This window comes from Pseudomonas sp. ICMP22404, from assembly GCF_006227205.1.
In the GTDB taxonomy this organism is placed as follows: domain Bacteria; phylum Pseudomonadota; class Gammaproteobacteria; order Pseudomonadales; family Pseudomonadaceae; genus Aquipseudomonas.
This window is the reverse complement of the sequence record NZ_VCNG01000007.1, coordinates 290,830-303,405: the sequence shown is the minus strand read 5'-3', so window position 1 is coordinate 303,405 and position 12,576 is coordinate 290,830. Positions and strand designations below refer to the sequence as shown.

The window sequence follows — 12,576 nt, the reverse complement described above, 5'->3', positions numbered from 1 at the left end:
GGTGCCTTGCGCGGGCGCTTCCCACAGTGGAATGGCGTTGCTCAAATCCGTGGGAGCAAGGCTTGCCCGCGATGAAGTTTATGCGTTTAGCCCTGAAACCGAGGCGCCTTCGTCGCGAGCAAGCTTTGCTCCCACAGCCCAAGCCTTTGCACGGTGCCTTGCGCGGGCGCTTCCCACAGTGGAATGGCGTTGCTCAAATCCGTGGGAGCAAGGCTTGCCCGCGATGAAGTTTATGCGTTTAGCCCTGAAACCGAGGCGCCTTCATCGCGAGCAAGCTTTGCTCCCACAGCTCAAGCCTTGAGCGCTTTCTTGGGATAGATGTCGTACCGACTGGATTTGCCATCGAGCCCATGACTCGGCTTCGGCCCTTCGATGCACGGTGCCTTGCGCGGGCGCTTGACCACTACCCGGTGCGTCGCCAGGGCCAGGGCTGCGGCCAGCAGCGCCGGGGCGTCGGGGTCGTCGCCGACCAAGGGCCGGAACAGACGCATTTCCTTCTTCACCAAGGCGGTTTTCTCACGGTGTGGAAACATCGGGTCCAGGTAGATCACCTGGGGCGGCTCGCCTTCCCAATTTTGCATCACCTCGATGGAATTGCCCTTGAGCAAGCGCATGCGGGCCACAATGGGCGCCACGTCGAAATCCTCCGCGCCACGGGCCAGACCGTCCTCCAACAAGGCACCGATCAGCGGCTGGCGCTCGATCAGGCTCATCTCGCAGCCCAGACTGGCCAGCACGAAGGCATCCTTGCCCAAGCCGGCCGTAGCATCCAGCACACGGGGACGCACACCCTGGGCGATCCCCACCGCCTTGGCGATCATCTGGCCGCTGCCGCCGCCGTATAACCGGCGATGGGCCGCACCACCCTCGACAAAATCCACCCGCACCGGCCCCGGCGCGTCCGGCCCCAGTTGTTGCAGTTGCAGCCCGTGTTCGCCGACCTGCAAGGCAAACTCGCCATCGTCCACCTGCAAGGGCAGGCCAAGGCGCTGGGCCCAGTGCTCGGCCTGAGGCTGGAAGGCCGGGGCCAGGGCCTCGACGTGGATGCGGCAGGCCGCGGGTTGCTCACTCATGGAAAACACGCTCAAAAAATTAAGGATCGGCAAAAACGGCCGATAACAACGGTGAACGGCATTTTGCCAGAGCTGAGCGTCGACCGAGAAAAATGTCAGACATTCATTCCACATCGATAGGCGTTATCTCCCGTTACGGTGATTACAGCCTGCGCAACACCCAGGCCCTGAGCGGCGTCAGTCACCTGTGGCAAGATTTTTTTGCCCGGGCCCTGGCCGATCAGTTGGGTGAAAACGCGCCAGCGCCGGGCAGCTACCAGCCCGTCGCCCTCGATGAGGCCGTTGAACCGACCCTCGGTGCCGAACTGCTGGACCACATCGTCAGCCAGCGCACCTGCGATGTGAAAGAGACCCAGGTCAAGCCGCCTGAACCGCTGTTCCTGCCCATCGCCGAATTCGAACTGGACCTGCTGGACAAGCCGTTCCCCCCCTTCCCACCGGAAGAAATCAGCGCCCAGCAGAAACAGCAGAACTTCGAGAGCAACTGGGTTCGCCCCATTGTCCTCGCTGCTGGCCAACCATTGCCGGAACCCGGCCCGGCGCCGCAGCCACGCCCGTTGCACCTGCCGATTGCCGAGTTCGAACTCGACCTGCTGGACAAGCCCTTCCCGCCGTTCCCGGAAGAAGAAATCGTCGCCCAGCAGAAAGCCCTGGACTTCGACACCCGCTGGGCACGCCCGATCGTATTGCAGAACCTGCGTATCGCCGCCTGATCACCTACAGATCCACCAAGGCCCCACATCCAGGTGGAAATGGTTTCGGTGGGCTGCGTTGTAGTCCGGACTCAAGACCACACTGAACATGTCACAGGCACCGTCGCGCACCTGATGCAGGAAACGCGCGTCGGCGCTGTCCTTCGGCCAATCCCGGAGGACGCTGACCGTGCGACCATCGGCCAGGCGAAACCCGGCGATGTCCAACGCGCTGGCCGTGGCATGCTGGCTGCGCGCGCCGTCTTCACGACCGTACATGTTGCGACAGGCGAAACTGCCCAGGTGATCGACTCGCGTCACCTTCTGCCCATAGGCCGCCTGCGCAGCCGGTTGCAGCGCATGCCGCTCGAACAGGGCGAATGCTACGGCCAGGGAGCAACTGGCGAGGAAACTGCTGCTCAACGCCACCTCACCGCCCTGCACCCGTAGCACATTGGTCAGCGGGCAACTGGCCGCAGGGTTGCTGTCGGCCTGGTGGGCAACCTTCAGCCCCGAAGTGGCCAGAGCCTGCTCACACAGTTGCGGGTCATTGCGCAAGGCCATGAGCTTGTAGCGGGTCAGCAGGTTCGGCGGTGCATTGACGTCCAGGGGTGCCCAGGGATTCCATGCCGGCGGCACCGGCAACCAGCCCCGCCACACCCCCAGCACCGCGGCGCCAACGACCAGCACCAGCAACGAAATGCCTTTCGCAATCCTCACGATAACGCCTCGAGCATCAACCCTTGAACAACTGGTTGGCCTGCTTGAACGTCATCGAGCGACGGGTAAAGGTGAACGTACCCTGCTCGCGGATTTCCCCGGCGGCGCGCATGAACTCACCGTACGCCGCCAGGGCCAGGGCCGAGCCGACACTGATGCGCTTGGCGCCCAGTTCGCTCAACTGCGCGAGTGTCAGGTCCAGTGCCCCGGACATCAGCACGTTCACCGGTTTTGGCGCCACGGCCCGTATCACTGCGAGCACCTGCTCGGCGGTACTCAACCCAGGGGCATAGAGCACGTCGGCGCCGGCGTCGGCGAACGCTTTCAGTCGACGGATCGTGTCATCCAGGTCGGGATTGCCGTGCAGGAAGTTCTCCGCCCGAGCGGTCAGCACGAACGGATAAGGCAGGCTACGCACCGCTTCGGCCGCCGCCTTGACCCGTGCCACGGCATGCTCGAAGCAATAGATCGGGCTGCCTTCGCGCCCCGTGGCATCTTCGATGGAACCCCCGACCGCACCGGCTTCTGCCGCACGCAGCAGGTTGCGGGCGCACGCTTCGGGCGCGTCGGCGAAACCGTTCTCGAAATCGACCGCTACCGGCAGGTCAGTGGCGGCCACGATCGCCCGGACATTGGCCAGGGTGTCTTCCAGCCCCAGAGCGCCATCCGGGCGTCCCAGGGAAAAAGCGTGACCGGCGCTGGTGGTGGCCAACGCCTCGAACCCCAGGCTGGCCAACATCTTCGCGGAACCGGCGTCCCACGGGTTGGGAATGACAAAAGCCCCTTCGCGTTCGTGCAAGGCTTTGAACGCCTGGGCCCGACGGGTTTGCGCATCCATGGAGGTCACTCCTGAGCAGAAAAGGATTCGGCCTCAGAGCAAACCCAGTTGCTCGGCGGCGGGCTCCCTGTATAACTCAGGCAGGGCCGGCAATCCAGGCAATCGCTGCATCAAACGGTCATGAAAATGCAGCGCCAGCTTCGCCGCCAGCAGGTTGTCAGCAGTGTGCAGGAAGATATAGGGCGTGCGCCCTTCTTCGATCCAACTGGCGATTTTCTCCACCCAGGGCGTCAGGAATGGCTCGTTGGCCTCCAGCACCGGATGACCGATGAAGCGCACCTGCGGGCATTGGGTAAAGGCTGCTGGCCGAGGGGGGACCCGGGGCTTTTTCGACTGTGCATGGAGCACCGCGGGATCGGTGGAGGTGCAACTGAACAGGGCCCGGGGATCGAGGCAGATACGCTCGACACCACGATCGAGCAGCAGGCGATTGAGCTGCCGTTCGGCATCCCCCTTGGCGAAGAACTCATCGTGACGGACCTCCACCGCCAACGGGCGCTCCAAGGCGTCGATGAACCCCGCCAGTTCCGGCAACCGATTCGGCGTAAACGCTTTGGACAGCTGCAGCCAGAGCGGCGAAACCCGTTCGCCCAAAGGGCTGAGCAGTTGCAGGAAGGTGTCGACGGCCGTCTGGTGTTCACGCAGATCGCCGTTGTGGCTGATCTCGCCGGGAAACTTGGCAGTGAAGCGAAAGTGCTCGGGCATGTTCTCGGCCCAACGCTGCACAATGGCCGCGGAAGGGCTCGCATAGAAGGTCGTATTGCCTTCCACGGCGTTGAACACTTGGGAATAGAGACTCAGGAATTCGGAGCTTCTGGCGTCCTGGGGATAAAGATAATCGCGCCAGGCGTTTTCGCTCCAGGAGGGGCAGCCGAGGTAGTAAGGCAACGCCATCAGATGTAGAGGTCGAGCCCCAGCACTTCCATATCCCAATCGACGAAACCGGCGGTGCTCAGGTAGCTGGCCAGGGCCGTGGCGACACTGCGGCTCATGGAACGGTGATAAAGCATGTCTTGCTGGCGGGCGGGAAGATTGCTCAGGCGCTGTGCGGACGCTTTCGCTGCGCGGGCAGCCAGTTGCTCTTCAGACGGAAACTCCAAGTCGCCATCGACGTCGTCGAAGGACTCCTGATCAGCGACCTTGCCTGTCCGAGGCCGGCGCTTGATGGGATAAGACTGCGGTGAATATCCGTCTATACGCATAACAGAATGCTCAGTATCAATGATGGCAATTTAGCGGCACTTTCCCAGCCGCGCAAATGCGCAAGTGATAACTAGAACACATAAAGCCGAAAAGGTTTAAAAACCGGGCAAAAAAATGACGACTGGCAATATTGGATGTGACTTCCGGGCTCTGGAATGACGTGTCGCCCGCTTTGAGAGTGCAGTTACCGTTCCGACTTGGGCGTGGCGACCTTGTCCCGCAGATACACCGGCTGGGCATCGTCGGCCGGGATGGCTTCGCAGCGTTCCCAGGCGAAGCGGGCCAGGGCCAACAGGTCTTCGGCGTGGGGCAACAGGCTGGCGTTCTGGCCGCTGAGGTTGACGGCAATACGTTCGCCATACCCCCAACCGGTGCCGGCGCCAAACCACTCACCCGTCGCATCGGTCGGCAACGCCGCAACCTCGGGCGGCAGCACCGCCTCGGCCCCCACCAGACGCATCTCGCCAGCGATCTCGCGGTAGCAGCCCCAGTACACCTCGTCCATGCGCGCATCGATAGCCGCAGCCACCTGATGGGCGCCGTGTTCACGCAAGGCACGCTGGGCCAACACGGCCAGGTTCGACACCGGCAACACCGGACGCTCCAGCGCGAACGCCAGCCCCTGCACGACACCGATAGCGATGCGCACACCGGTGAAGGCCCCCGGGCCACGACCAAAGGCAATCGCATCCACAGCCTGCAAGGTGGTGCCAGCATCGCTGAGTAATTGCTGGATCATCGGCAACAGTTTCTGAGCGTGCAGGCGTGGAATCACCTCGTAATGGCTCGTGACCTTGCCGTCGTGCAGCAGGGCAACGGAGCAAGCTTCAGTCGCGGTGTCCAGGGCCAGCAAGGTGCTCATCGATGTGTCCGTCAATCAAGGAAAAAAAGGGGCGCCAGTATAAACAACTACGGCCCGCAAGCGGGCCGTAGTTGGTGCAACCGAGCAGACTTTTCAGCTCAGCGCTTCAAGCACCTTGCCGGTGATCGCATCGACTGTGCCGACGCCCGGGATGTGGCTGTACTTGGGCTTGCCACCAGTCTTGGCGGACAGCTTCTGGTAGAAGTCCACCAGCGGCTTGGTCTGGGAGTGGTAGACCGACAGGCGATGACGCACGGTTTCTTCAGTGTCGTCCTTGCGCTGCACCAGTTCTTCACCGGTGAGGTCATCCTTGCCAGCAACTTTCGGCGGGTTGTAGACCGTGTGGTAGACGCGGCCGGAAGGCTCGTGGACGCGACGCCCGGCAATACGCTGGACGATCTCTTCGTCGTCGACGGCGATTTCAACGACGTGATCCAGTTCCACGCCGGCTTCCACCAGGGCTTCGGCCTGTGGAATGGTGCGTGGGAAACCGTCGAAGAGGAAGCCCTTGGCGCAGTCGGATTGAGCGATGCGATCCTTGACCAGGGCAATGATCAGGTCATCCGACACCAGGCCGCCAGCGTCCATGATGCTCTTGGCCTTGATGCCCAGCTCGGTGCCGGCCTTGACCGCTGCACGCAACATGTCGCCGGTGGAGATTTGCGGGATACCGAATTTTTCGGTGATGAACTTTGCCTGAGTACCTTTACCGGCCCCGGGAGCTCCCAGCAGAATGACGCGCATCGATGTGCTCCTCAATTTTTTTATGTAAAACGCTCGGATTCGCCTCGTCGGGCCAATCTCGGAAAACTGGAATCGTGACCGCCCAAACGGCCAAAGGCTGATCAAGATACACAGCAGGCCCGACCCACACAAGCCGCCGAAAGTCGGAGGAACCGGCGTCCGACGCGACCTTTGGAGGAGGTGGCGAGAGTCGCAACCGGGCAACAAACTGTCGCCTGGCCGACCTGCTCCCATTCCTGCAAGGCAACGCCCGGCGACACCGGGCGAGCCGTTTCGAGGCGCCGCTTGAGCTTAGCCGGTGTTGCGCAATCCGGCGGCGATACCCGCCACAGACACCAGCAATGCTTGCTCCACGGGGCTGCCCTGGGCGACGTCCTGTTCTCGCGAGCGGGCCAGCAGTTCAGCCTGCAACAGGTGCAAGGGGTCGAGGTAGGTGTTGCGCAGGCGAATGAATTCGAGTGTCTCTGGGCTATGTGCCAGTAGTTGCGACTGGCCGGTCAAACCCAGCACCACGGAACAGGCCTGCGACAATAGGTCGCGTAAATGCGTCCCCAAAGGTCGCAGTGCAGGCTCCACCAGACGCTCGTCGTAGGAGCGCGCAATATCGGCATCGGCCTTGGCCAGTACCATTTCCAGCATGTCGATGCGGGTCCGGAAGAACGGCCACTGCTCGCGCATCTGCCCCAGCAACTCGCCTTCGCCTCGTTCCAGGGCCTTGCCCAGGGCAGTTTCCCAACCGAGCCAGGCCGGCAGCATCAAGCGGGTCTGGGTCCAGCCGAAAATCCACGGAATCGCCCGCAGGCTTTCGATTCCACCGGCCCGGCGTTTGGCCGGCCGGCTGCCCAAGGGCAGGCGCCCCAGTTCCTGCTCCGGGGTGGATTGCCGGAAGTACTCGACGAACTGGGGGTTCTCCCGCACCACGGCACGGTAGGCATTGACGCCGTCGGCCGCCAGTTCGTCCATCAGGTGCCGCCATTCGGGCGTGGGTGGCGGCGGCGGAAGCAGGGTCGCTTCCAGCACAGCCGCGAGGTACAGGTTGAGGTTCTGCTCGGCGATGTCCGGTAGGCCGAATTTGAAACGAATCATTTCGCCCTGCTCGGTGGTGCGGAAGCGTCCCGCCACCGATCCCGGGGGCTGGGACAGAATCGCCGCATGGGCCGGGCCGCCGCCACGGCCGACCGTGCCGCCACGACCATGGAACAGCAGCAATTCGACCTGCTGCTCGCGACAGATCTCCACTAGCCGTTCCTGGGCCCGATACTGTGCCCAAGCCGCCGCGGTAGTCCCCGCGTCCTTGGCCGAATCGGAATAGCCGATCATCACTTCCTGGGGCCCCTGGAGGCGCGCCCGATAACCCGGCAACAGCAACAGCCGCTCGATCACCGGCCCGGCGTTGTCAAGGTCGGCCAGGGTTTCGAACAGGGGCACCACGCGCATCGGCCGCAGCACCCCGGCCTCTTTCAGCAGCAGTTGTACCGCCAGCACATCGGAAGCCGCGCCGGCCATGGAAATCACATAGGAGCCCAGGGACGCCGCCGGCGCCGCCGCGACCTCCCGGCAGGTGGCCAGGACTTCCGCCGTATCGGCCGACGGCTTGAAATTGGCCGGCAGCAACGGTCGGCGGTTATTCAGTTCGTCCAGCAAGAAACCGATGCGCCGCTCCTCGCTCCATTCCTCATAGCGCCCCAGCCCCAGGTAGTCGGTGATTTCCGTCATGGCCGCCGTGTGGCGGGTCGAATCCTGGCGCACGTCGAGTCGCACCAGGAACAACCCGAAGGTCACCGCCCGACGCAGGCAATCGAGCAGCGGACCGTCGGCGATCACGCCCATGCCGCAATCGTGCAGCGACTGGTAGCACAGCTCCAGGGGATCCAGCAGTTCGCGGTTGTTCTGCAATACCTCCGCGCTCGCCGGTGTGGTGGCTTTCAGGGATGCCTGAGCCCAGTTGCGCGTAGCGCGCAGGCGTTCGCGCAGTTGCTTGAGCACGGCACGGTAGGGTTCGGCGCTGTCGCCGGCCTGGGCACGCAAGGCCTCGCTGGCCTTCTGCATGGACAGGTCGGCGGCCAGTTGATCGACATCGCGCAAATACAAGTCCGCCGCCATCCACCGCGCCAGCAACAGCACTTCACGGGTCACTGCGGCGGTGACATTCGGGTTGCCGTCGCGGTCACCGCCCATCCATGAAGCAAAGCGCACCGGCGCCGCCTCCAACGGCAGGCGCAGCCCGGTAGCGGCATGCAGGGCCTGGTCGGCCTTGCGCAGGTAATTGGGAATGGCCTGCCACAGCGAATGCTCGATCACCGCGAAGCCCCACTTGGCTTCGTCCACGGGGGTCGGGCGGGTGCGGCGGATTTCCTCGGTGTGCCAGGCTTCGGCGATCAGCCGCTGCAGACGCCCGTGGATCTGTGCACGCTCGGCACTGGTCAGGTCGCGGTGATCCTGGGCCGCCAGTTGCCCGGCGATGGCATCGTATTTCTGGATGAGGGTGCGGCGGGCCACTTCGGTGGGGTGGGCCGTGAGCACCAGCTCGATCTCCAGGCGCCCCAGTTGCCGCGCCAGGGATTCGGCGGTATGGCCTTCGGCGCGCAACCGGGCGAGCAACTCAGGCAACACCCGCGCCTCGAACGGCGCTGGCTGCGACTCTTCGCGGCGGTGGATGAGCTGGTACTGCTCGGCAATGTTCGCCAGGTTGAGGAACTGGTTGAACGCCCGCGCCACCGGCAGCAGTTCGTTTTCGCTCAACTGGTTGAGACTGGCACTGAGTTCGGCGTCCACGGAGCCGCGTCGATCGGCCTTGGCGCCCTTGCGGATCTGCTCGATCTTGTCGAGAAACCTGTCCCCGTACTGTTCGCGGATGGTATTGCCCAGCAGCTCCCCGAGCAGGTGGACATCCTCGCGCAAGCGGGCATCGATATCGGTCATCAGCAGTTCTCCAGCAAAAAAGGTCCGGACAGCTCTTGGGTGAGACGTTCACAAGAGAGTGCCGATGCCAGCCACGTATGACAAGCGACGAAGGGTCTTTAAACCTTGTCGGACAAAGCTAGTCTCATTAGTAAGCCACACGACGGCTTGTCACTCACCGTGCCTGCCACGAACAGGTTTAATGAGGTCATCATGAAAATCCGTGAGCTTGCCCAACATTGGGAAGAGAACGCCAAGGGCCACCTGACCCAGACCGGCTACACCATTCACCTGGATATGGAAGCCGCCGCGCGCCTTGCCGCGATCTGCGACATGTATCCCAAGCGCCAGCCCGAGGAACTGCTCGGTGAACTGATCGGCGCTGCCCTGGAGGAACTGGAAGCGAGCTTCCCGTACATCAAGGGCTCCCAAGTGGTCGCCACCGATGAAGAAGGCGACCCGCTGTACGAAGACGTCGGCCCAACGCCGCGTTTTCTCGCCCTGTCCCGTCGTCATCTGCATGAGCTCTGTTCACAGAACGACAAGGCGAAACACTGACACCTCCTCCGTTTTCATCTCGATGCCAGCGCCGTGAGCGGCGCTGAAAATACCGCTGCGCGCCAGGAAAGTTCAGCTTTTTTGCGCCTGACCGATCAGTCAGCAAAGCTTTTTGGCGATTGGCCATCTTCGCTGAACTTTTGAAAAACGCCTCGGGTCACACCGAATAACCATACTGGAACGGTTGTTTAAATAAACGCGCCTGGCACCAGCATCAAAACGGACGTCAAGGCTTCGGTTCCGGCATGGATCTGTAGTTTCCCAGGAGTTTTCCAATGGAGTTGAAGCCTATGAATACCTGCACTGCCAAACCCTCATTCAATGGCCTGCGTGGTCTGAAGTTGGCTGCCCTGGCCATCGGAAGCAGCTTCATCCTCGCAGGATGCGCCGGCAATCCACCTTCGGAGCAGTACGCAGTCACGCAATCGGCCGTCAACAGCGCCGTCAGCGCCGGCGGTACCGAATTCGCCGCGGTGGAAATGAAGTCGGCCCAGGACAAGCTCAAACAAGCCGAGCTGGCCATGCACGACAAGAAATACGACGAAGCCAGGCGTCTGGCCGAACAGGCCGAGTGGGACGCCCGCGTCGCTGAACGCAAGGCCCAGGCCGCCAAGGCCGAACAGGCACTCAAGGACTCCCAGAAAGGGGTTCAGGAACTGCGTCAGGAAGGCATGAACAAGGTTCAGTAAACCGTTCGCGCCACGACGTATTTCTCATTGATAAAAGGACGACAGACTATGATGCACAAACATTTGATGATGCCCGCCCTGCTCGCTGCCTGCGTAGCCTTGGCCGCTTGCTCCCACGACCCGAACGCGAACCTGGAACAGGCCCGCACCAACTACAACGGCCTGCAAGCCGACCCGGCAGCGACCAAGGTGGCCGCGCTGGAAACCAAAGACGCCGCCGATTTCCTGGCCAAGGCCGACAAGGCCTATCTGGATCGTGAAGACGAAGCCAAGGTCGACCAGTTGGCCTACCTGACCAACCAGCGCGTCGAAGTGGCCAAGCAGACCATTGCCCTGCGTAACGCCGAGATGGAGCTGAAAAACGCCGGCGACGAACGCGCTCGTGCCTTGCTCGACGCCCGCAACGCGCAGATCAAGCAACTGCAGGACAGCCTCAACGCCAAGCAGACCGAGCGCGGCACCCTGGTGACCTTCGGCGACGTGCTGTTTGCCACCAACAAGTCCGACCTGCGTTCCAGCGGCCTGGTCAACGTGAATAAACTGGCCCAGTTCCTCCAGGAAAACCCTGACCGCAAGGTCATCGTCGAAGGCTACACCGACAGCACCGGTTCGGATTCCTATAACCAGTCGCTGTCCGAACGCCGCGCCAGTTCCGTGCGCACTGCCCTGGTGAAAATGGGCGTCGATCCAGCCCGCGTCGTGACCCAGGGTTATGGCAAGGAATTCCCGGTGGCCGACAACAACAGCGTTTCGGGCCGAGCCATGAACCGTCGGGTGGAAGTCACCATCTCCAACGACAACCAGCCAGTGGCACCACGTTCGAGTATGAGCGCCAACTGATCGATCGAGTGCAACGAAAAAGCCCCGCCTGAGCAACTCAGGCGGGGCTTTTTATCGCCGAATATTTTCCTCCTGTGGGAGCGAGCCGGCTCGCGATGGCGTCTGTTCAGTCAGTCATGCATGGACTGACACTCCGCCATCGCGAGCAGGCTCGCTCCCACAGGGGCTCACCGACCTTCATGGCATTACGGCTGAAGCTTCTGCGGCGTCTCCTGTCCCATGCACCGCACCGCGCGTTTCTTTTCATTGACCAGCACGCCCGTCAGGCCCTTCTGTTCGGTGTCGAACAGCACCAGCACGCCATCGATGCACTGGGCCACCTGGGACGCCGGCTCAAGGGAAACCTTGTAGTCTTCTCCCGGCATGGTCTTGAGCATGGTGAACTCATTGAGCAACAGCGCATCCTCGGGTTTGGCGAAGTGCAGGTAGCCGTAGTACCACAACACCGCGACGGTGCCGAGGATGCTGCAGATACCAGTGATGATCAGGGGGATGGCGTTGCGTTCTTCGCTCATTGCGGGCTCTCTGGAGATTCAACAGGGGATTTCGGGTAATTCGGGACTTCGCCCAGGCGGCGCAGCCCGTCGAAGTGTTGCGGGTCGTCGAGGTAGCGCAGCATCACGGTTCGCCAGACCGGGTCGGCGAACGTCTGCACGTGACCGCCTCGGGTCAGTTGCAGGACTCGCGGCGGCGGCGCAGCTTGATACAGGCGGATACCGTTGGAAAGAGGCACGATAGGATCGTCGAGGCTGTGATAGATCAACTTCGGCACGCCTTTCAATTGGGCGATGGAACCGATGGCGCTGTCGCCGTCGGGCACCAGCCAGGACAACGGCACCTGGAAGGCCCAGGTCAGCCACGACGTGCTCAGGGCAAAACGTCCCACGTCGCGATAACTGGCGGGCACGCCGTCGAGTACCAGGGCCTTGAGTTGCTGCTGGCGCTGCGGGTGATCGACCAGGTAATGCACCGCCAGCGCGCCACCCAGGCTCTGGCCGAGTAGCACCAACGGCTTGCCCTGGACCTCCGGCGCCTGGTCGAGCCACTTGAATGCCGCGTCGATGTCCTGGTAGATCGCCGGCAGGCTCGCCTCGCCTTCGGACAAGCCATAACCGCGATAATCCACCATCAACACCTGATAGCCCTGCTCCGGCAGCCACCAGCTACCGCCCAGGTGCCAGGCGAGGTTGCCACCGTTACCGTGCAGGTGCAGCACCGTCCCCTTGACCTCGACACCCTGCTTGACCGGCAGCCACCAGCCATGGAGCTTCAAGCCATCGGCGGTGAGCAGGGTGACGTCACGGTATTCGAGCCGCGCCCGCTCCGGGGTGAAAGGCTGGCCGCGCTCGGGGTAGAACAACAACGAACTGCAACCACTCAGGGCCAGCAACAGGCAAAAGATGCCGAGGGTTCGCATCCGGTGAACCTCGCATAAGTTTGAAGTTGAAACACAGTC

14 protein-coding genes are annotated in these 12,576 nt (G+C 62.5%); 4 read left to right on the top strand and 10 right to left on the bottom strand.

Going from position 1 to position 12,576, the window contains the following annotated elements:
• Positions 1-290 precede the first annotated feature (290 nt).
• On the bottom strand, positions 291-1,073 hold the full coding sequence (locus FGE05_RS15145; RefSeq protein ID WP_041024791.1) for a class I SAM-dependent methyltransferase: 783 nt from the start codon (positions 1,071-1,073) through the stop codon (positions 291-293).
• 92 nt (positions 1,074-1,165) lie between these two features.
• Here FGE05_RS15145 and FGE05_RS15140 point away from each other — a divergent pair, with 92 nt between their 5' ends.
• Positions 1,166-1,786 carry an energy transducer TonB gene (locus FGE05_RS15140; RefSeq protein ID WP_139646123.1) on the top strand — a complete coding sequence of 207 codons (621 nt, stop codon included), beginning with the start codon at positions 1,166-1,168 and terminating at the stop codon, positions 1,784-1,786.
• On the opposite strand, the gene FGE05_RS15135 is transcribed toward FGE05_RS15140, so the two are convergent.
• From FGE05_RS15135 to ppc, 7 genes are all read right to left on the bottom strand, one after another.
• Complete coding sequence (locus tag FGE05_RS15135; protein ID WP_373682485.1) at positions 1,787-2,479, bottom strand: extensin family protein; 693 nt, start codon at positions 2,477-2,479, stop codon at positions 1,787-1,789.
• Between the two features lie 22 nt (positions 2,480-2,501).
• Positions 2,502-3,323, bottom strand: a complete 822-nt coding sequence (locus FGE05_RS15130; RefSeq protein ID WP_139646118.1) for an oxaloacetate decarboxylase — start codon at positions 3,321-3,323, stop codon at positions 2,502-2,504.
• Between the two features lie 33 nt (positions 3,324-3,356).
• Positions 3,357-4,217 (bottom strand): DUF72 domain-containing protein, encoded by an 861-nt coding sequence (locus FGE05_RS15125; protein WP_139646116.1) that lies wholly within the window; start codon positions 4,215-4,217, stop codon positions 3,357-3,359.
• Entirely contained in the window at positions 4,217-4,525 is a 309-nt protein-coding gene (locus tag FGE05_RS15120; RefSeq protein ID WP_139646114.1) for a hypothetical protein, read from the bottom strand. The genes FGE05_RS15125 and FGE05_RS15120 overlap by 1 nt, the downstream gene beginning before the upstream one ends.
• A 185-nt stretch (positions 4,526-4,710) precedes the next feature.
• Entirely contained in the window at positions 4,711-5,388 is a 678-nt protein-coding gene (gene tsaB, locus FGE05_RS15115) for a tRNA (adenosine(37)-N6)-threonylcarbamoyltransferase complex dimerization subunit type 1 TsaB (RefSeq protein ID WP_139646112.1), read from the bottom strand.
• Positions 5,389-5,481: 93 nt separating this feature from the next.
• Positions 5,482-6,132: an adenylate kinase gene (gene adk, locus FGE05_RS15110; protein ID WP_041024798.1), complete on the bottom strand. Its 651-nt coding sequence runs from the start codon at positions 6,130-6,132 to the stop codon at positions 5,482-5,484.
• Between the two features lie 291 nt (positions 6,133-6,423).
• Positions 6,424-9,054, bottom strand: coding sequence for a phosphoenolpyruvate carboxylase (gene ppc / locus FGE05_RS15105; RefSeq protein ID WP_139646110.1), 2,631 nt, complete (start codon positions 9,052-9,054; stop codon positions 6,424-6,426).
• A gap of 192 nt (positions 9,055-9,246) precedes the next feature.
• On the opposite strand from ppc, the gene FGE05_RS15100 reads away from it, so the two are divergent.
• From FGE05_RS15100 to FGE05_RS15090, 3 genes are all read left to right on the top strand, one after another.
• Complete coding sequence (locus tag FGE05_RS15100; protein WP_139646109.1) at positions 9,247-9,591, top strand: pilin assembly protein; 345 nt, start codon at positions 9,247-9,249, stop codon at positions 9,589-9,591.
• A 275-nt stretch (positions 9,592-9,866) separates the two neighbouring features.
• The gene (locus tag FGE05_RS15095) at positions 9,867-10,280 is read left to right on the top strand and encodes a DUF4398 domain-containing protein (RefSeq protein ID WP_041024801.1); all 414 of its coding nucleotides are present in this window, start codon (positions 9,867-9,869) and stop codon (positions 10,278-10,280) included.
• A 51-nt stretch (positions 10,281-10,331) separates the two neighbouring features.
• The gene (locus tag FGE05_RS15090) at positions 10,332-11,120 is read left to right on the top strand and encodes an OmpA family protein (RefSeq protein WP_139646134.1); all 789 of its coding nucleotides are present in this window, start codon (positions 10,332-10,334) and stop codon (positions 11,118-11,120) included.
• A gap of 185 nt (positions 11,121-11,305) precedes the next feature.
• On the opposite strand, the gene FGE05_RS15085 is transcribed toward FGE05_RS15090, so the two are convergent.
• Positions 11,306-11,635, bottom strand: coding sequence for a hypothetical protein (locus tag FGE05_RS15085; protein WP_139646106.1), 330 nt, complete (start codon positions 11,633-11,635; stop codon positions 11,306-11,308).
• Complete coding sequence (locus FGE05_RS15080; protein ID WP_139646098.1) at positions 11,632-12,537, bottom strand: alpha/beta hydrolase; 906 nt, start codon at positions 12,535-12,537, stop codon at positions 11,632-11,634. Before FGE05_RS15080 ends, FGE05_RS15085 begins: the two co-directional genes overlap by 4 nt.
• Positions 12,538-12,576 lie beyond the last annotated feature (39 nt).